Raw genomic sequence first — 19,141 nt, forward strand, 5'->3', positions numbered from 1 at the left:
CTGGTAATTCCAGCAATGGTCGTTCCGATCCCCACTCATACCAAAAAACCGCATGGCCTTGACGATCAACGGTTGGTGAAAGCTGGAAAACCGGCGAAAAAAAGCCCCGAACCAGTCGGGGCTGCAGAACGTCGGCTTTGCGGTTAGCTTTTATTCGGTCCGCAAGGGCCGTTGACTCAAGGCATGCCGAGGATCAGTGGAACTGCTCTTCTTCGGTGGAACCGGTCAGCGCGGTTACCGAGGAGGTGCCGCCCTGGATCACGGTGGTCATGTCGTCGAAGTAGCCAGTGCCCACTTCCTGCTGGTGAGCCACGAAGGTGTAGCCCTTGGCGGCGTCAGCGAACTCCTGCTCTTGCAGCTTCACGTAGGCGGTCATGTCGTTGCGGGCGTAGTCGTGCGCCAGGTTGAACATGCTGTGCCACATGTTGTGAATGCCGGCCAGGGTGATGAACTGGTGCTTGTAGCCCATGGCGGACAGTTCGCGCTGGAACTTGGCGATGGTCGCGTCGTCCAGGTTTTTCTTCCAGTTGAAGGAAGGCGAGCAGTTGTACGACAGCAGTTGGTCCGGGTATTCCTTCTTGATCGCTTCGGCGAAGCGACGCGCCTCGTCCAAGTCCGGCTTGGCGGTTTCGCACCAGATCAGGTCGGCGTACGGCGCGTAGGCCAGGCCACGGGCGATCGCCTGGTCGAGACCGGCGCGAACCTTGTAGAAGCCTTCCTGGGTGCGGGTGCCGGTCACGAACGGCTGGTCGTACGGGTCGCAGTCGGAAGTCAGCAGGTCAGCGGCGTTGGCGTCGGTACGGGCCAGGATGATGGTCGGTACGCCGGCAACGTCGGCGGCCAAGCGGGCAGCGGTGAGCTTCTGCACGGCTTCCTGGGTCGGCACCAATACTTTGCCGCCCATGTGGCCGCATTTCTTCACCGAAGCCAGTTGGTCTTCGAAGTGAACGCCGGCGGCGCCTGCTTCGATCATGCTCTTCATCAGCTCGTAGGCGTTCAGTACGCCGCCGAAACCGGCTTCAGCGTCGGCCACGATTGGCGCGAAGTAGTCGATGTAGCCTTCGTCGCCTGGGTTCTTGCCGGCTTTCCACTGGATCTGGTCGGCACGACGGAACGAGTTGTTGATGCGCTTGACCACGGTTGGAACCGAATCCACCGGGTACAGCGACTGGTCCGGGTACATCGACTCGGCGGAGTTGTTGTCCGCAGCCACTTGCCAGCCCGACAGGTAGATCGCCTGGATACCGGCCTTGACTTGCTGTACAGCCTGGCCGCCGGTCAGGGCGCCCATGCAGTTGACGAAATCTTTCTCGGGACGGAAGGCTGGCTTGGCGCCCTGGGTGACCAGGTTCCACAGTTTCTCGGCGCCCATTTTCGCAAAAGTGTGCTCAGGTTGAACCGAGCCACGCAGACGGACGACGTCAGCAGCGGAGTAATTGCGCTTCACGCCTTTCCAGCGCGGGTTTTCAGCCCAATCTTTTTCAAGGGCTGCAATTTGCTGTTCGCGTGTCAGTGCCATGGAGATAAACCTCGTCGCATAGGTCTGGGGTGGAAAATTCCTGCTCCTGCCGACCAGGGGTTGGACGGTCAAGTCGGTTCAGGCGGGGAGGCGACGGGATGAACGATGGGCTCGAGGGGAAAGTGAGCAGGTAGAGGCGAACTGCGGGCGCATTCGGGCGTCGTGGGCCTTTATACGAACTCAGAGTGATGCCGGGTTACCTAGTTACGCTTCCGTCCCTCGGGACAACTTCGTTCCAGTCGCAACCTCGTCAAACACACCTTGTGGGCGGTACAGACACGAATCGGCTCGCAGGGTAGTTGCAAGCGTCGACCCGAAGGCCCTTGCCAGGGCCCCTGATTAGCGGGAGCGAGGCCATCATGCCTTCGGTTTTTTGGCTCGTCAAACGTTTTGTAGTGCTTTTTTTATAGCACTACATCTTTGGTCTAATACGACTCGTCAGTCAGTTTTTGGTGCTTCAGTTCAGGGTATCCACCTTGACCCGCAGAATCATGTCGTCCCGGCCTTGGGTCGAGTAGCTGCGGCTCAGCCCCTGTTTATCGGCCTGAGTCTGGCGATTGACCCCGGCCAGGGTGATCCATTCACCCAAGCGGCCGCTGACTGTTGTGTCGGTACTTTGAACGTTCACTACATCGGGACGTTCCTGGCTCATGCGGTCACGGTTGGTACTGATGTTCAGATGAACGGTCTCGCCGGTGACGCTGGCCGTGACATAAAAGCCTTGGGTGACGTTGCGGTATTCGGTCTGGCTTTGCAGGCGGCCGTAGGTGTCGGTCTGGGTGCTGGTGAACGGCACGCTCTGGCCGACCTGAATCAGCGCCGGCTGGCCTTCGCTGGCTTGTACCTGCTGCACGCCGCCTTCGCGGCTGGCGGTGCTGCGGTTGATGATGCGGGTCTGGCTGGGAGCGGCGCCGTTGATCGAATAGCCCTGGTCGCCCTGCAAGTTGTTTTCGTTGGTGTCGACCGTGATCAGCAGGCGCTTGGGGGCGGTGTCCAGTTGGGCGAGAAATGCCTTGAGCTCCTCGATTTTACTGGGCTCGGCATTGACGATCAGTTGGTTGCCATAGGCGCTGACCTGGCCGTCCTTGCCGATGAAATTCTGCGCCACCGGCAACAGGTCGGCGCTGGTTCGGTAGTTCAGCGGGACGATTTCAGTAGCGGCCATCACCGACAGGCTGCAGCCGAGCAGCAGGGTGGCGAGCAGGGTGCGTAAGGACATGTCCATTTCTCCGCGAGACAAAGGCTTGATATTGCCAGTTTGTCGGCCTGGGGTGGGGCAAGTTGAATGTTAGACGGCAAAACGCCCCGGCATCGGTGGATGGCGGGGCGTTTTGTGGTTGCATGATGCTCTTGTGGCGAGGGGATTTATCCCCGCTGGGCTGCGCAGCAGCCCAGCGGGGATAAATCCCCTCGCCACAGGGTTTGGTTTCAGGCCGAATGGCGAACCATGTCTACATGAGGAATCCCGGCTTCCAGGAACTCCTCGCTGACCACGGCAAAACCCAGCCGCTCGTAGAACGGCGTGGCATGCACCTGGGCGCTGAGCATCTGCTGCTTGAGCCCGCGCTTCTCGGCTTCGGCGATCACGGCGTGCATCAGCGCGTCACCCACCTTCAGGCCGCGCCAGTCCTTGAGGACCGAGACGCGACCGATATGGCCGTCAGTCAACAGGCGCGCGGTGCCGATGGGGAAGTCGCCTTCAAACGCCAGAAAATGCACCGCGCTCTGGTCATCGGCATCCCATTCCAGTTCAGGCGGGACGGATTGCTCGGCAATGAACACAGTCTCACGAATGCGCCGGATCTCGGCGTTATCCTTTTGCCAGTCTGCGACACGAACGTGGATTTTATTCATCAGCGAACCCCAGGCTGCCTTGCTTGACCAGCTCGCAGATCAGGCCGCGACCGTCTTCGTCGGCCAGCCACGGGCCGAGGTTTTCGCTGTGCAGGGCATCGGCGGCGCAGATCATTTTCAGCAGGTCGCGCAGCTTGCCCGGCAGATAACGGCTCTGGCCGCTGGCAAACAGCAGCAGGTCATCATCGACTTCCGACCAGGCCAGGCGGGCGCTTGGGTTGCGGATGATCACTGCGCCCTGTTCCAGGCCGGCCAGCAGGTCGTCTTCTTCCAGTTCCGGGCCTACCACCAGCTCCGGGTAGCGCGGCTCGGTCATGAACTGGCCGAACCAGGTCAGCAGCAGGCGCTCGTCGCTCATGTGCTCGGCCAGCAGGCCCTTGAGGCGATCGAGGGCATCGTGCTGGATCTGGTGCGGGTCGGCCACCGGGCGCGCATCGGCGTCGGTGTAGCGTTCTTCGTCCGGCAGGAACTGGCTGAGGAAGTCGGTGAAGTGGGTCAGCACTTCGGCGGCGCTCGGCGCGCGGAAGCCTACCGAGTAGGTCATGCAGTCATCCACGGCCACGCCGCAGTGCGCCAGGCGTGGCGGCAGGTAAAGCATGTCGCCCGGTTCCAGGGTCCACTCGTCGGTGGCTTCGAAGTCGGCGAGGATGCGCAGGTCGGCGTGTTGCAGCAGCGGACTCTCGGAGTCGCACATCTGGCCGATTTTCCAGTTGCGCTGGCCATGGCCCTGCAGCAGGAACACATCGTAATTGTCGAAATGCGGGCCGACGCTGCCACCCGGGGCGGCGAAGCTGATCATCACATCGTCGATGCGCCAGCTTGGCAGGAAGCGGAAGTTTTCCAGCAGTTCGCTGACTTCGGGTACGAATTGATCGACAGCCTGCACCAGCAGGGTCCACTCGCGCTCCGGCAGTTTGCTGAATTCGTCTTCGGCAAACGGGCCGCGACGCAATTCCCAAGGACGTTCGCCGTGCTCGATGACCAAGCGCGATTCGACTTCTTCTTCCAGGGCCAGGCCGGCCAGTTCGTCGGCATCGATCGGGCTTTGGAAGTCTGGAATCGCCTGGCGGATCAGCAGTGGTTTTTTCTGCCAGTAATCGCGCAGGAACTCCCGTGCCGTGATGCCGCCCAGGAGTTGCAGAGGAATATCAGGATTCATGTGTAACCTATTGAAAAAATATACTTTTCAGACGCGAATAAAAACGCCCGGCGCGGCCGGGCGTCTCAGGGCAAAACGGTGGATCAGATGCGCTTGGCTTGTGCCGCTGCGTTGCCGATGTAGTTGGCCGGCGTGAGCTTTTTCAGCTCGGCGCGGGCCTCGGCAGGCATGTCCAGGCCATCAATGAAAGTCTGCAACGCTTCAGGACTGATGCCCTTGCCACGGGTCAGTTCTTTGAGCTTTTCATACGGGTTTTCGATGTTGTAGCGACGCATCACGGTCTGGATCGGCTCGGCCAGGACTTCCCAGCAGGCATCCAGGTCGGCGGCGATTTTCTGCTCGTTGAGTTCCAGCTTGCTGATGCCCTTGAGGCTGGCTTCATAGGCAATGACGCTGTGGGCAAAACCCACGCCCAGGTTGCGCAGCACTGTGGAGTCGGTCAGGTCGCGCTGCCAGCGGGAGATCGGCAGCTTGCTCGCCAGGTGCTGGAACAGCGCGTTGGCGATGCCCAGGTTGCCTTCGGAGTTTTCGAAGTCGATCGGGTTGACCTTGTGCGGCATGGTCGAGGAACCGATTTCGCCAGCGATGGTGCGCTGCTTGAAATAACCCAGGGAGATGTAGCCCCAGATGTCACGGTCGAAGTCGATCAGGATGGTGTTGAAGCGCGCGATCGCATCGAACAGCTCGGCGATGTAGTCGTGCGGCTCGATCTGGGTGGTGTACGGGTTGAAGCTCAGGCCCAGCTCGTCTTCGATGAAGGCGCGGGCGTTGGCTTCCCAGTCGATGTCCGGGTAGGCCGACAGGTGCGCGTTGTAGTTGCCCACGGCGCCGTTGATCTTGCCCAGCAGTGGCACGGCGGCGACCTGGGCGATCTGGCGCTCCAGGCGGTACACCACGTTCGCCAGTTCCTTGCCCAGGGTGGTCGGCGAAGCCGGTTGACCATGGGTGCGCGATAGCATCGGTACGTCGGCGAAGCGGATTGCCAACTCGCGGATGGCCTGGGCGGTCTGGCGCATCAGCGGCAGCATCACGTCATCACGGCCTTCGCGCAGCATCAGAGCGTGGGACAGGTTGTTGATGTCCTCGCTGGTGCAGGCAAAGTGGATGAATTCGCTGACGTTGGCCAGTTCCGGCAGCTTGGCCGCCTGCTCCTTGAGCAGGTATTCAATGGCTTTGACGTCGTGGTTGGTGGTGCGCTCGATCTCTTTGACGCGCTCGGCGTGCTCCAGCACAAAGTTTTCAGCCAGGGCGTTCAGCACCGCGTTGGCTTGCGCGGAAAACGCCGGGACTTCAGCAATGCCAGGGTGAGCGGCAAGGCGCTGGAGCCAGCGCACTTCAACCAGGACGCGAGCGCGGATCAGGCCGTACTCGCTGAAAATCGGGCGCAGGGCCTGGGTTTTGCCGGCGTAGCGGCCGTCAACAGGGGAAACCGCAGTGAGCGAAGAAAGCTGCATGGGGTGTTCTCGGACAGTCGGGCAACGAAATGGGGCGCGTATCATACATGAAAACAATCGCCGGTCCGTCGCCAACTGACCGGCGTATTACGCGTAACGGAACACTATTTACCACCTGTGGCGAGGGAGCTTGCTCCCGCTGGGGCGCGAAGCGGCCCTGAGTCCAGGCAGTCCGCTGGATCAGCCGGACTCAAAGGACTGCGTTGCAGTCCAGCGGGAGCAAGCTCCCTCGCCACAAAAAAAACGGGTTGAGGCGACTTATTCGTTGCGCATCAACGGGTAAAGCTCTTTCAGCAATTTGCGTCGGCTGATCACCAGCTGCCAGCGATGACCACCCAACTGCCGCCACAACCGCGCCGAGCGAATTCCGGCCAGTAACAGGGCGCGGATCTTCGAGGCATTGCTCGGTTGTTGCAGATTGCGCATGTCGCCGTGTACCTGGATGCGCTGGCGCAAGGTGCTCAGGGTGTCCTGGTACAGCGCACCGCAAGCGGCGATGACGTTTTCGTGGGCGGGACCGAAGTGTTCAACCTGGGACTGAATCTGCGGCAGGCGATTGCCGATGGTATCCAGCAGGTCGTCGCGCTTGGCCAATTGACGTTCCAGGCCCAGCATCGACAGGGCGTAGCGCAGCGGCTCGCGTTGCAGAGTGCTGGGGTCGCGCTCCAGGGCGCCGATCAGTGCGCGATAACCCTCGCGCAGGTTCAGGTCATCGCCGCCATAGACTTCAAGTGTGTCCTTGGGGTCACGAATCAGCAGGCTGCCGAGCATGCAGCTCAGGCCCGCTTCGGTGGCCTGGCCGGTCTTGGCGATCCGATCCACCAGCACGGCGGCGAGAAACACACCGCCCAATGCCGTCAGTTGCTCCTGGGTCGGGCTCATGCCTTGCTGCTCCAGGGCTCTGCGACTTCGATCACGCCGCCGCCCAGGCAGATTTCCCCGTCGTAGAACACCACGGACTGGCCGGGTGTGACTGCTCGTTGTGGGTCATCGAACGTCGCGCGATAGCCCGTGGCGGTTTTTTCCAGCATGCAGGGCTGATCACTCTGGCGGTAGCGAACCTTGGCCGTCAGACGGCGCGGTTGGCTGAGGTCGATCGGGTTGACCCAATAGATGTCGGAGGCGAGCAGGGCGCGGGAGAACAACCACGGATGGTCGTTGCCCTGGCCGACGATCAGCTCGTTGTGCTCCAAGTCCTTGACCAGTACGTACCACGGCTCTTCACCGGCGTCCTTCAGCCCGCCGATGCCCAGGCCCTGGCGCTGGCCGATGGTGTGGTACATCAGGCCATGATGGCGGCCGATGACTTCGCCTTCGGTGGTCTTGATTTCGCCTGGCTGGGCCGGCAGGTACTGCTTGAGGAAGTCGCTGAAACGCCGCTCGCCGATAAAGCAGATGCCGGTGGAATCTTTCTTCTTGGCGGTGGCCAGGGCGTGTTTTTCGGCGATCGCGCGCACTTGCGGCTTTTCCAGCTCGCCCACCGGGAACAGGGTCTTGGCGATCTGCTCGCCGCCGACGGCGTGCAGGAAGTAGCTCTGGTCCTTGTTCGGGTCCAGGCCCTTGAGCAGTTCGGTGCGGCCGTCGATGTCGCGGCGGCGCACATAGTGACCGGTAGCGATCAGGTCAGCGCCGAGCATCATGGCGTAGTCGAGGAACGCCTTGAACTTGATTTCGCGGTTGCAGAGGATGTCCGGGTTCGGCGTACGGCCGGCCTTGTATTCGGCCAGGAAGTGCTCGAACACGTTGTCCCAGTACTCGGCGGCGAAGTTGGCGGTGTGCAGCTTGATGCCGATCCTGTCGCAGACGGCCTGGGCGTCCGCCAGGTCGTCCATGGCGGTGCAGTATTCGGTTCCGTCGTCTTCTTCCCAGTTCTTCATGAACAGGCCTTCCACCTCATAACCCTGCTCGATCAGCAGAAGGGCGGAAACGGAAGAGTCCACGCCGCCGGACATGCCGACAATGACGCGCTTGTTGGTGGTGTCAGAAGGGGCTGGATCACGCATAGCAGTTCAATGAGTGTCTTGAAAAAGGACGCGATTCTATCAGGCCCGGACGCGCAAGGCTAAAGAGAAGGACGGATCAGCGTCAGACTGTGGCGATGACCGGCCAGATAATCGTCGATGCAACGGATGATCAGCTCGCTGCGCCAGTGTTCACGCTGTTCGAGCAACTCGTTGCGGGTCAGCCACTTGGCGCCCAGGATGCCATCATCCAGTGGATAGTCCGGACGGTGGTTCAGGGCCTTGGCGGCGAAACAGACCCGTTGGTAGGTCACGCCATTACTGGGGGCGGTGTACAGGTAAATGCCCACCACGCTGGTAGGTTCGACGTCCCAGCCGGTTTCTTCCAGGGTTTCGCGCACGGCGGCTTCGATCAGGGTTTCGTTCGGGTCCAGGTGGCCTGCAGGCTGGTTGAGCACCGCTCGTCCGCCCTTGGATTCTTCCACCATCAGGAAGCGGCCGTTGTCTTCGACGATGGTGGCGACGGTGATGTGGGGGTTCCAGTCCATGAAGCGTTCTCGATTCAAAGGTTGAACACGGTCAAATGTGGGAGCGAGCCTGCTCGCGATAGCGGTGTGTCAGTCAGCGTCAGTGTTGAATGTTATACCGCTATCGCGAGCAGGCTCGCTCCCACGGGGGGATGCGTTGTGTCTGGAAACACAAACCCCGGCACCAGGGCCGGGGTTTGTGTTGTTCCTTTACAACCTTACACCAGTGCAGCAATCGCCGCGTTGAAGGTGTTGCTTGGGCGCATGGCCTTGCTGGTCAGCTCCGGGTTGGCGAAGTAGTAACCGCCGATGTCCACCGGTTTGCCTTGGACGGCATTGAGCTCGGCAACGATTTTTTCTTCGTTGTCGGTCAGTGTCTTGGCCAGGGCAGTGAACTGGGCCTTGAGGGCTGCGTCGTCGTTTTGCGCGGCCAATGCCTGGGCCCAGAACAGGGTCAGGTAGAAGTGGCTGCCGCGGTTGTCGATGCCGCCGACCTTGCGCGAAGGCGACTTGTTGCGGTCCAGGAACTCACCGGTGGCCTGATCCAGGGTCTTGGCCAGCACCAGGGCTTTAGGGTTGTTGTAGGTCACGCCCAGGTGTTCGAGGGACGCGGCCAGGGCCAGGAACTCGCCCAGGGAATCCCAGCGCAGGAAGTTTTCTTCCAGCAACTGCTGAACGTGCTTGGGTGCCGAACCGCCGGCGCCGGTTTCGAACAGGCCACCGCCGTTCATCAGCGGCACGATGGACAGCATCTTGGCGCTGGTGCCCAGTTCCATGATCGGGAACAGGTCGGTCAGGTAGTCGCGCAGCACGTTGCCGGTCACCGAAATGGTGTCCTTGCCTTCGCGGGTGCGGGTCAGGGTGAATTTCATCGCGTCGACCGGCGACATGATGCGGATGTCCAGGCCGGCAGTGTCGTGGTTCTTCAGGTAGGCCTGGACTTTCTCGATCACCACGCCGTCATGGGCGCGCATCGGGTCCAGCCAGAAAATCGCCGGGGTGCTGCTGGCGCGGGCACGGTTGACGGCCAGCTTGACCCAATCCTGGATCGGCGCGTCCTTGGTCTGGCACATGCGGAAGATATCGCCCGCCTCGACGTTCTGCTCCAGCAGGGTGCGACCGGTCTTGTCCGAAACACGGACCACGCCGTCGGCCTTGATCTGGAAGGTCTTGTCGTGGGAACCGTACTCTTCGGCTTTCTTGGCCATCAGGCCGACGTTCGGCACGCTGCCCATGGTGGTCGGATCGAAAGCGCCGTGTTGCTTGCAGTCTTCGATCACCGCCTGGTAGATGGTGGCGTAGCAGCGATCCGGGATCACGGCCTTGGTGTCGTGCAACTGGCCGTCGGTGCCCCACATCTTGCCGGAGTCACGGATCATGGCCGGCATCGAGGCGTCGACGATGACGTCGCTCGGTACGTGCAGGTTGGTGATGCCTTTATCGGAGTTGACCATCGCCAGGGATGGGCGCGCCGCGTAGACCGCCTGGATGTCGGCTTCGATCTGCGCCTGCTGCTCGGCCGGCAAGGCCTTGATGCGGGCGTACAGGTCGCCGATGCCGTTGTTCAGGTTGAAGCCGATCTGCTCCAGCACTTGTGCGTGCTTGGCCAGGGCGTCTTTGTAGAACTCGGCGACGATCTGACCGAACATGATCGGGTCGGAGACCTTCATCATGGTGGCCTTGAGGTGGACCGACAGCAGGACGCCTTTTTGCTTGGCGTCTTCGATTTCAGCGGCGATGAAGTCGCGCAGGGCGTTCTTGCTCATCACGGCGCAGTCGAGGATCTCACCGGCTTGTACGGTGGTTTTTTCTTTCAGGACAGTGGCAGTGCCGTCCTGAGCGATCAGCTCGATTTTCACGCTGCCGGCGGTGTCGATCAGGGCGGCTTTTTCGCTGCCGTAGAAATCACCGGTGCTCATGTGGGCCACATGAGACTTGGAGTCGGCTGCCCAGGCGCCCATTTTGTGCGGGTGCTTGCGCGCGTAGTTCTTGACCGACAGCGGTGCGCGGCGGTCGGAGTTGCCTTCACGCAGGACCGGGTTCACGGCGCTGCCCTTGACCTTGTCGTAGCGGGCGCGTGCGTCTTTCTCGGCGTCGCTGGTCACGGTTTCCGGGTAGTCCGGCAGTGCATAGCCCTGGGCCTGCAATTCCTTGATCGCGGCCTGCAGTTGCGGCACCGAGGCGCTGATGTTCGGCAGCTTGATGATGTTAGCTTCAGGCGTCACGGCCAGGTCGCCCAGTTCGGCGAGGTGGTCGGCGACGGCTTTGTCACCCAGTTGCTCGGGGAAGCTGGCCAGGATGCGCCCTGCAAGGGAGATATCGCGGGTTTCCACGGCGATGTCGGCCGAGGCGGTAAAGGCTTCGACGATCGGCAGCAGCGAATAGGTGGCGAGGGCGGGAGCTTCGTCGGTGAAGGTGTAGATGATCTTCGAGCGGGTGGGCATATTCGGATTAACTCTCTTCTTTGCTAAAGCATGCGCAGAAACTCGAGGGGCGCCGGGTAAGCGCGTTCGTTCAAAGTCATCCGTGAGTCGAATGTCGAGGTTTCTTCGCGGTGATGTTGGGTGCATCAGTCGAGCGTCAAGCGGTCGGGCCGCGGTAACGGTCCGGCTTTCAACGGGCCGAAAGTCTTGTGATAGAGCCATCAGCCGTCGTGACCCTGTGGTCAGCGGCGGCATTATACATAGGTAGCTGGCGATCTGCCGATGGTTCATATACTTGCGTACTCGTCCATTGGTCTAAACGTCGCAGTGCTAGAGGAGCAGGCTATGCTCACGTTTGGCGCTTTTCCCTTGTTTTTCAGGGTTGTACACCGCGAACTGCAACGCTTTTCCCCGGATGAGCCTAACGTAGGGTTTGCGCGCCGATACAACTGGGGTACGCTCGAACGCAGCCAGATGTTCAATCCAAGCAATGGAGTTCAGCATGGGGTATCAAAAGATTCAGGTTCCAGCCGTCGGTGACAAAATCACCGTCAATGCAGACCATTCTCTTAATGTTCCCGACAACCCGATCATCCCCTTCATTGAAGGCGACGGCATTGGCGTCGATATCAGCCCGGTCATGATCAAGGTGGTGGACGCTGCGGTTCAGAAGGCCTATGGCGGCAAGCGCAAGATTTCCTGGATGGAAGTCTACGCCGGTGAGAAAGCAACTCAGGTTTACGACCAGGACACCTGGCTGCCCCAGGAAACCCTGGACGCGGTCAAAGACTACGTGGTTTCCATCAAGGGTCCGCTGACCACGCCGGTCGGTGGTGGTATTCGCTCGCTGAACGTCGCCCTGCGCCAGCAGCTCGATTTATATGTATGCCTGCGTCCGGTGCGCTGGTTCGAAGGCGTGCCAAGCCCGGTCAAGAAGCCTGGCGACGTGGACATGACGATCTTCCGTGAGAACTCCGAAGACATCTACGCCGGTATCGAGTGGAAAGCCGGTTCGCCCGAAGCCACCAAGGTCATCAAGTTCCTGAAAGAAGAAATGGGCGTTACCAAGATCCGTTTCGACGAGAATTGCGGCATCGGCGTCAAGCCGGTTTCCAAGCAGGGCACTCAGCGTCTGGCCCGCAAGGCCTTGCAATATGTAGTGGATAACGATCGCGATTCGCTGACCATCGTGCATAAAGGCAACATCATGAAGTTCACCGAAGGTGCCTTCAAGGAGTGGGCCTACGAAGTGGCGGCCGAGGAATTCGGCGCGACCTTGCTCGACGGTGGGCCTTGGATGCAGTTCAAGAACCCGAGAACCGGCAAGAACGTCATCGTCAAGGACGCCATCGCCGATGCCATGCTCCAGCAAATCCTGCTGCGCCCGGCCGAATACGACGTGATCGCGACCCTGAACCTCAACGGCGACTACCTCTCCGACGCCTTGGCGGCGGAAGTGGGGGGCATTGGTATTGCGCCGGGCGCCAACCTGTCCGACACCGTGGCGATGTTCGAAGCCACCCACGGCACGGCACCCAAGTATGCCGGCAAGGACCAGGTCAACCCGGGTTCGCTGATCCTGTCGGCGGAAATGATGCTGCGACACATGGGGTGGACCGAAGCGGCCGACCTGATCATCAAGGGCACCAACGGCGCGATTTCCGCCAAGACCGTGACCTATGACTTCGAGCGCCTGATGGACGGCGCTACGCTGTTGTCTTCCTCGGCCTTCGGTGATGCACTGATCTCGCACATGTAAGCGGATCGGCAGTCAGCAAAACAATGCCCGGCTCGAGTGATCGAGTCGGGCATTGTTGTTGTCAGGGGAGGCTTGTGCCGATCAATGGGCTTCAGTGGTCATGACATTGACGGGGGTAGCGCAAGAGGTATCTTCGACGGTGTCGGGTGCAATATTGACCGCGTGCAGGCCCTTGGGCCCCTGGATGACTTCGAACGTGACGCGTTGTCCGGCTCTCAGGGTTTTATAGCCATCCATCTGAATCGCCGAGTAATGGGCGAAAAGGTCTTCATCCCTGCCGTTTGCGATAATGAAACCGTAGCCCTTGGCATTGTTGAACCATTTGACTTTGCCACTCATCTTGACGACCGACATAGGCCATATCCCTCTGCAACACACTCCGTCAGTGGAGTATCATCCAATCCATCCGCAGGCTAATCTTGGAAAACAGGATCGATTCCACGGACCTTTTTAACCCACGATGGGCTCTATTGGTTGTAACACCGTTTTCCCGATAGTCAAGGTGACCCGGCGAACGTGGTTGAAATCGCCTACAAGCGCCCCCATCACTGTATTTGCCAACTAAACGAACCTTTCTTTCCATGCATGCAATCAGCCAGATTCGACTAACATTCAATCAGGATCGCCCGGATCTACATGACGACGATTCCGCAGGCATTGCTGTTCAGGAAGCAAAGCCTGCATTACAGGCGCCACCGATGTACAAGGTGGTTTTGTTCAACGATGACTACACACCGATGGATTTCGTCGTCGAAGTGCTCGAGGTGTTTTTTAACCTGAATCGCGAGCTGGCGACCAAGGTCATGCTGGCCGTCCATACAGAGGGACGGGCAGTATGTGGAGTGTTTACCCGCGACATCGCCGAGACGAAGGCCATGCAGGTCAACCAGTACGCCCGGGAAAGCCAGCATCCGCTACTCTGTGAAATCGAGAAGGACGGTTAACGCCGACCACTTGGGTATGAGGTGAAGCTATGTTAAACCGCGAGCTCGAAGTCACCCTCAATCTTGCCTTCAAGGAGGCTCGTTCGAAGCGTCATGAATTCATGACCGTCGAGCACCTGCTGCTGGCCCTATTGGATAACGAGGCTGCCGCCACCGTTTTGCGTGCCTGCGGCGCAAACCTCGATAAACTCAAGCATGATTTGCAGGAGTTCATCGACTCCACCACGCCATTGATCCCCGTTCATGACGAGGATCGCGAAACCCAGCCAACCCTGGGCTTCCAGCGTGTCCTGCAGCGTGCTGTCTTTCATGTACAGAGCTCGGGTAAGCGTGAAGTGACCGGCGCCAACGTGCTGGTCGCCATCTTCAGCGAACAGGAAAGCCAGGCGGTTTTCCTGCTCAAGCAGCAGAGTGTTGCGCGCATCGATGTCGTCAATTACATCGCCCATGGCATTTCCAAGGTACCTGGGCACGGCGATCACTCCGAAGGTGAACAGGATATGCAGGATGACGAGGGCGGTGAGTCTTCTTCTTCGGGCAATCCGCTGGACGCCTATGCCAGCAATCTGAATGAACTGGCGCGCCAGGGGCGTATCGATCCACTGGTCGGACGCGAGGCGGAAGTCGAGCGGGTCGCGCAGATCCTGGCCCGACGCCGCAAGAACAATCCGCTGCTGGTGGGCGAGGCGGGCGTGGGCAAGACTGCGATCGCCGAAGGCCTGGCCAAGCGTATCGTCGATAACCAGGTGCCGGACCTGCTCGCCAACAGTGTGGTGTATTCCCTCGATCTGGGGGCCTTGCTGGCGGGCACCAAGTACCGCGGTGATTTCGAGAAGCGCTTCAAGGCATTGCTGGGCGAGCTGAAAAAGCGTCCGCAGGCGATCCTGTTTATCGACGAAATCCACACCATCATTGGTGCCGGTGCCGCGTCCGGTGGGGTCATGGATGCCTCGAACCTGCTCAAGCCGCTGCTGTCTTCGGGTGATATCCGTTGCATCGGTTCGACCACGTTCCAGGAATTTCGCGGGATCTTCGAAAAAGACCGTGCCCTGGCCCGGCGTTTCCAGAAAGTCGATGTGTCGGAGCCTTCGGTGGAAGACACCATCGGTATCCTGCGTGGGCTGAAGGGGCGTTTCGAACTGCACCACAATATCGAATACAGCGATGAAGCCCTGCGCGCCGCCGCTGAGCTAGCCTCGCGCTATATCAATGACCGGCATATGCCGGACAAGGCCATTGATGTTATCGACGAGGCGGGTGCCTATCAGCGGCTTCAGCCAGTGGAGAAGCGCGTCAAGCGCATCGAAGTGCCACAGGTCGAAGACATCGTGGCGAAAATCGCGCGGATTCCGCCCAAGCACGTCACCAGTTCCGACAAGGAGCTGCTGCGTAATCTGGAGCGTGACCTGAAGCTGACCGTGTTCGGTCAGGATGCAGCCATCGATTCGCTGTCCACCGCCATCAAGTTGTCTCGCGCCGGACTCAAGTCGCCGGACAAACCAGTGGGTTCTTTCCTGTTCGCAGGTCCCACCGGTGTCGGCAAGACCGAGGCCGCACGGCAATTGGCCAAGGCGATGGGGATCGAGCTGGTTCGCTTCGACATGTCCGAGTACATGGAGCGTCACACCGTATCGCGTTTGATTGGTGCGCCTCCGGGATATGTCGGTTTCGACCAGGGCGGCCTGCTGACCGAGGCCATCACCAAGCAGCCGCATTGCGTGCTCTTGCTCGATGAAATCGAGAAGGCGCATCCGGAAGTCTTCAACCTGCTCCTGCAGGTCATGGATCACGGTACGCTTACCGACAACAATGGGCGCAAGGCGGATTTCCGCAATGTGATCATCATCATGACCACCAACGCCGGTGCCGAAACCGCGGCTCGCGCTTCGATCGGTTTCACCCATCAGGACCATTCGTCCGATGCGATGGAAGTGATCAAGAAGAGCTTCACGCCTGAATTCCGCAACCGCCTGGACACTATTATCCAGTTTGGTCGCCTCAGCCATGAGGTCATCAAGAGTGTGGTGGACAAGTTCCTTACCGAACTTCAGGCGCAGCTCGAAGACAAGCGTGTGCTGCTGGAAGTCACCGATGCGGCCCGCAGTTGGCTGGCGGCCGGTGGTTACGATGTGACGATGGGGGCACGGCCGATGGCTCGCCTGATCCAGGACAAGATCAAGCGTCCACTGGCGGAGGAGATCCTCTTTGGCGAACTGGCCGAACATGGCGGTGTGGTCCACATCGACATCAAGGACGGCGAGCTGACCTTCGACTTCGAAACCACGGCTGAAATGGCCTGATCGTTACACGCAGGAAAAGCAAAAGGCGCCGAAAGGCGCCTTTTTGCTGACTTCAGAAACACCTGGCCCCTCCGGGTCTGGATAACTGCAGGATTTGTATCCGCCACAAATTTCCTGTGGGAGCGAGCCTGCTCGCGAAAGCGGTGGGTCAGTTGGCTGTAATGTCGAATGCGCCGGCCTCATCGCGAGCAGGCTCGCTCCCACAGGGTTGTGAGGTGATTATTGGCGCGGACAAACAAAAACGCCCGGCATCAGCCGGGCGTTTTGTATTGACTTGTTAGCGAGCGCGGTAAGTGATGCGCCCTTTGCTCAAGTCATAGGGCGTCAGCTCGACGCGCACTTTGTCACCGGTAAGAATACGAATGTAGTTCTTGCGCATCTTGCCGGAGATGTGCGCGGTTACGACGTGCCCATTTTCCAACTCCACACGAAACATGGTGTTGGGCAGGGTGTCGACGACAGTGCCTTCCATTTCGAAGCTGTCTTCTTTCGACATGCAGTAAAGCCCTCGGTATCCAGTGAATGGCCCGGTGCAACTGCGCCAGGCAAAAGCGGCGTGCATTGTGCCCGAAAAAGGGGGTTTAAGCCAAGGGGTTCTAACTGAGGACGACCCATCTCTGGTTAATCAGCAATTCGATGGGGCGATATTGGGTCTTGTAATTCATTTTTTTGCAGTTTTTGATCCAGTAGCCCAAGTACACCGCTTCCAGCCCGAGGCGCCGGGCTTCGTTGATCTGCCAGAGGATGGCAAAACGCCCCAGACTGCGCCGTTCTTCGTCGGGCTCATAGAAGGTGTACACCGCCGAAAGCCCGTTGGGCAGCAGGTCTGTGACGGCGATGGCCACCAGTCGCCCTTCGAGGCGGAACTCATAGAAGCGGGAAAAGGGCAGGTCGCGGACCAGAAAGGTCGAAAACTGATCACGACTGGGCGGGTACATGTCGCCGTCGGCGTGGCGCTGCTCGATGTAGCGCTGGTAAAGATCGAAATACTCCTCGCTGAACTGCGGCTTGGCTGGCCGGACCTGCAGGTCGGCGTTGCGCTTGAAAATCCGCTTCTGCTGGCGATTGGGTACAAACTGAGCCACGGGAATGCGCGCCGGAACGCACGCATTGCAATGTTGGCAATGGGGCCGGTAGAGATGATCGCCGCTGCGACGGAAGCCCATCTCCGACAGATCTGCGTAGACATGCACATCCATGGGCTGGCTAGGGTCGAGGAACAGCGTCGTGGCCTGCTCCTCGGGCAGGTAACTGCAAGAGTGGGGTTGAGTGGCATAGAACTTCAAGCGCGCCAACTCGGTCATGATCAACCCTCGGGAGTAAGCTTTGGATTAAGTGTAAGCCAGGAGCGCCATTGTCGCTCAGCAAACCCAGGTTGCGTGGTTGGGCTGGTCCAGATGCGCCTTGAGGTAGCCGGCAAACTCAGCCCTTGGGATCGACCGGGCGCCGAGGCTGTGCAGGTGTTCGGTGGGCATTTGGCAGTCGATCAGCACGAAACCGGCCGCTTTGAGATGTTGGACCAGGGTGGCGAAGCCGAATTTCGAGGCGTTATCGGCCCGACTGAACATGGACTCGCCAAAAAACAGCTGCCCCATGGCCAGGCCATACAGGCCGCCCACCAATATACCCTGGTCCCATACCTCCACTGAATGGGCGAAACCGCGTCGATGCAGCTCCAGATAGGCGGTTTGCATGGCCTCGGTGATCCAGGTGCCGTCAGCATAGTCCCGGGGCGCGGCGCAGGCCTCGATGACAGCGGCAAAGTCCTTGTCGAACGTCACGGCATAGCGTTGCTTGCGCAGAAGCTTGCCCAGGCTGCGCGATATATGCAGTTCGTCGGGAAACAATACGGTGCGTGGATCCGGTGACCACCACAAGATCGGCTGGCCTTCGGAGAACCACGGGAAACAGCCGTGGCGATAGGCCCGGATCAGCCGATCGGCGGACAGGTCGCCACCGGCGGCCAGCAAGCCATTGGGGTCGCTCAAGGCTTTGGCCAGTGGCGGAAAATCGAAGGTGTTGCGTTGTAGCCAAGTCAGCATGGTCATCCGGGCGCGCAGAAGGGGAGGGCGGGTCTTGTGCGCAGACAAGAGCCCGCCTAAAGGTTAACCGTCAAGCCACCGGAATGTCATCGAGATACTTCTCGGCGTCGAGTGCGGCCATGCAACCGGCGCCGGCCGATGTAATGGCCTGTCGATACACGTGATCGGCCACGTCGCCGGCGGCGAACACGCCTTCGATATCGGTTGCAGTGGCATTGCCCTCGCTGCCGCCGCGGACGATCAGGTAGCCGTCGCGCATTGTCAGTTGGCCCTGGAACAACTCGGTGTTGGGTTGATGGCCGATAGCGATAAACACGCCGGCCAGGGACAAGGTGCTGGTCTGGCCGGTCTCACTTTGGCGCAGACGCGCGCCGGTGACGCCGCTGGCGTCACCCAGCACTTCATCCAGATTCTGCTTCCAGTGCAGTTTCACATTGCCGTGGCGGGCTTTTTCGAACAGCTTGTCCTGCAGTATTTTCTCTGCGCGCAGTTTGTCCCGGCGGTGAATCAGGTGTACCTCGCGGGCGATGTTGGACAGGTACAAAGCCTCCTCAACCGCCGTATTGCCACCACCGACCACCGCCACTACCTGATTGCGGTAAAAGAATCCGTCGCAGGTTGCGCAGGCGGAAACGCCCCTGCCGGCGAAGGTCTGCTCTGAGGCCAGGCCCAGGTATTGGGCTGAAGCGCCGGTGGCGATGATCAGCGCGTCGCAGGTGTAGGTGCCGCTGTCGCCGATGAGTTCGAAAGGGCGCTGTTGCAACTTGGCGGTGTGGATATGGTCGTAGACGATCTGCGTGTCGAAGCGCTCGGCGTGGCGTTGCATGCGTTCCATCAGCACCGGACCGGTCAAGTCCGTGACATCGCCGGGCCAGTTGTCGACTTCGACGGTGGTAGTGAGCTGGCCACCGGCCTGCAGGCCAGTAATGACAACGGGTTTGAGGTTGGCACGGGCGGCATAGACAGCGGCGCTGTATCCCGCAGGGCCGGAACCGAGAATGATCAGGCGTGAATGCTTCACTTCGCTCATAAAAACACCTCATAAGCCTTTGTCACGAAAGAGAATGCATGCTCCAATTGACGCCAACACAGCTGGTTTTTGGCTATGCTGTAGCCCATCGTGCGGGCAATGCCTTGGGGCTGACAAACCCGTACAATGCTTGAGTTTTGAACGCAGGAGAGGCAAAAGATCAAAATCT

Annotated in this window: 17 protein-coding genes; 3 read left to right on the forward strand and 14 right to left on the reverse strand. The window is 59.9% G+C overall.

The window, feature by feature from the left end:
* Positions 1–193: 193 nt before the first annotated feature.
* From aceA to PSH91_RS10270, 9 genes are all read right to left on the reverse strand, one after another.
* A complete protein-coding gene (gene aceA, locus PSH91_RS10230; protein WP_014337679.1) occupies positions 194–1,519 on the reverse strand; it encodes an isocitrate lyase in 1,326 nt (441 codons plus the stop codon).
* A 457-nt stretch (positions 1,520–1,976) separates the two neighbouring features.
* The gene (locus tag PSH91_RS10235) at positions 1,977–2,738 is read right to left on the reverse strand and encodes a secretin N-terminal domain-containing protein (protein ID WP_047227731.1); all 762 of its coding nucleotides are present in this window, start codon (positions 2,736–2,738) and stop codon (positions 1,977–1,979) included.
* A 209-nt stretch (positions 2,739–2,947) separates the two neighbouring features.
* Positions 2,948–3,373: a GNAT family N-acetyltransferase gene (locus PSH91_RS10240; RefSeq protein ID WP_072339633.1), complete on the reverse strand. Its 426-nt coding sequence runs from the start codon at positions 3,371–3,373 to the stop codon at positions 2,948–2,950.
* Positions 3,366–4,532: a cupin domain-containing protein gene (locus PSH91_RS10245; RefSeq protein WP_047227729.1), complete on the reverse strand. Its 1,167-nt coding sequence runs from the start codon at positions 4,530–4,532 to the stop codon at positions 3,366–3,368. The genes PSH91_RS10240 and PSH91_RS10245 overlap by 8 nt, the downstream gene beginning before the upstream one ends.
* Positions 4,533–4,615: 83 nt before the next feature.
* The gene (gene purB, locus PSH91_RS10250; protein WP_047227728.1) at positions 4,616–5,986 is read right to left on the reverse strand and encodes an adenylosuccinate lyase; all 1,371 of its coding nucleotides are present in this window, start codon (positions 5,984–5,986) and stop codon (positions 4,616–4,618) included.
* A gap of 258 nt (positions 5,987–6,244) precedes the next feature.
* Positions 6,245–6,868: a high frequency lysogenization protein HflD gene (hflD, locus tag PSH91_RS10255; protein ID WP_047227727.1), complete on the reverse strand. Its 624-nt coding sequence runs from the start codon at positions 6,866–6,868 to the stop codon at positions 6,245–6,247.
* The gene (gene mnmA, locus PSH91_RS10260; RefSeq protein WP_047227726.1) at positions 6,865–7,989 is read right to left on the reverse strand and encodes a tRNA 2-thiouridine(34) synthase MnmA; all 1,125 of its coding nucleotides are present in this window, start codon (positions 7,987–7,989) and stop codon (positions 6,865–6,867) included. The genes hflD and mnmA overlap by 4 nt, the downstream gene beginning before the upstream one ends.
* A 59-nt stretch (positions 7,990–8,048) precedes the next feature.
* On the reverse strand, positions 8,049–8,495 hold the full coding sequence (locus PSH91_RS10265; protein WP_047227725.1) for an NUDIX hydrolase: 447 nt from the start codon (positions 8,493–8,495) through the stop codon (positions 8,049–8,051).
* A 197-nt stretch (positions 8,496–8,692) separates the two neighbouring features.
* The gene (locus tag PSH91_RS10270) at positions 8,693–10,918 is read right to left on the reverse strand and encodes an NADP-dependent isocitrate dehydrogenase (RefSeq protein ID WP_305468103.1); all 2,226 of its coding nucleotides are present in this window, start codon (positions 10,916–10,918) and stop codon (positions 8,693–8,695) included.
* Positions 10,919–11,399: 481 nt separating this feature from the next.
* Between PSH91_RS10270 and icd the strand changes: the two genes are divergently transcribed.
* Entirely contained in the window at positions 11,400–12,656 is a 1,257-nt protein-coding gene (gene icd / locus PSH91_RS10275) for an NADP-dependent isocitrate dehydrogenase (protein WP_047227723.1), read from the forward strand.
* A gap of 81 nt (positions 12,657–12,737) precedes the next feature.
* Here icd and cspD read toward each other — a convergent pair whose 3' ends face one another.
* Positions 12,738–13,010 carry a cold shock domain-containing protein CspD gene (cspD, locus tag PSH91_RS10280; protein WP_107322299.1) on the reverse strand — a complete coding sequence of 91 codons (273 nt, stop codon included), beginning with the start codon at positions 13,008–13,010 and terminating at the stop codon, positions 12,738–12,740.
* A 227-nt stretch (positions 13,011–13,237) separates the two neighbouring features.
* Here cspD and clpS point away from each other — a divergent pair, with 227 nt between their 5' ends.
* A complete protein-coding gene (gene clpS / locus PSH91_RS10285; RefSeq protein WP_015094394.1) occupies positions 13,238–13,600 on the forward strand; it encodes an ATP-dependent Clp protease adapter ClpS in 363 nt (120 codons plus the stop codon).
* Positions 13,601–13,629: 29 nt separating this feature from the next.
* Positions 13,630–15,900, forward strand: a complete 2,271-nt coding sequence (gene clpA, locus PSH91_RS10290) for an ATP-dependent Clp protease ATP-binding subunit ClpA (RefSeq protein WP_047227721.1) — start codon at positions 13,630–13,632, stop codon at positions 15,898–15,900.
* Between the two features lie 277 nt (positions 15,901–16,177).
* On the opposite strand, the gene infA is transcribed toward clpA, so the two are convergent.
* The 4 genes from infA to trxB all read right to left on the reverse strand — a co-directional run bounded on the left by infA (position 16,178) and on the right by trxB (position 18,972).
* On the reverse strand, positions 16,178–16,396 hold the full coding sequence (gene infA / locus PSH91_RS10295; protein ID WP_002553999.1) for a translation initiation factor IF-1: 219 nt from the start codon (positions 16,394–16,396) through the stop codon (positions 16,178–16,180).
* Between the two features lie 100 nt (positions 16,397–16,496).
* Positions 16,497–17,204 (reverse strand): arginyltransferase, encoded by a 708-nt coding sequence (locus PSH91_RS10300; RefSeq protein ID WP_047227720.1) that lies wholly within the window; start codon positions 17,202–17,204, stop codon positions 16,497–16,499.
* A 57-nt stretch (positions 17,205–17,261) separates the two neighbouring features.
* Positions 17,262–17,942 carry a leucyl/phenylalanyl-tRNA--protein transferase gene (gene aat / locus PSH91_RS10305; protein WP_274091066.1) on the reverse strand — a complete coding sequence of 227 codons (681 nt, stop codon included), beginning with the start codon at positions 17,940–17,942 and terminating at the stop codon, positions 17,262–17,264.
* 70 nt (positions 17,943–18,012) lie between these two features.
* On the reverse strand, positions 18,013–18,972 hold the full coding sequence (gene trxB / locus PSH91_RS10310) for a thioredoxin-disulfide reductase (RefSeq protein ID WP_173407110.1): 960 nt from the start codon (positions 18,970–18,972) through the stop codon (positions 18,013–18,015).
* Between the last annotated feature and the right edge of the window lie 169 nt (positions 18,973–19,141).

It is taken from the genome of Pseudomonas sp. FP1154 (assembly GCF_030687245.1).
Lineage (GTDB): Bacteria > Pseudomonadota > Gammaproteobacteria > Pseudomonadales > Pseudomonadaceae > Aquipseudomonas > Aquipseudomonas rhizophila.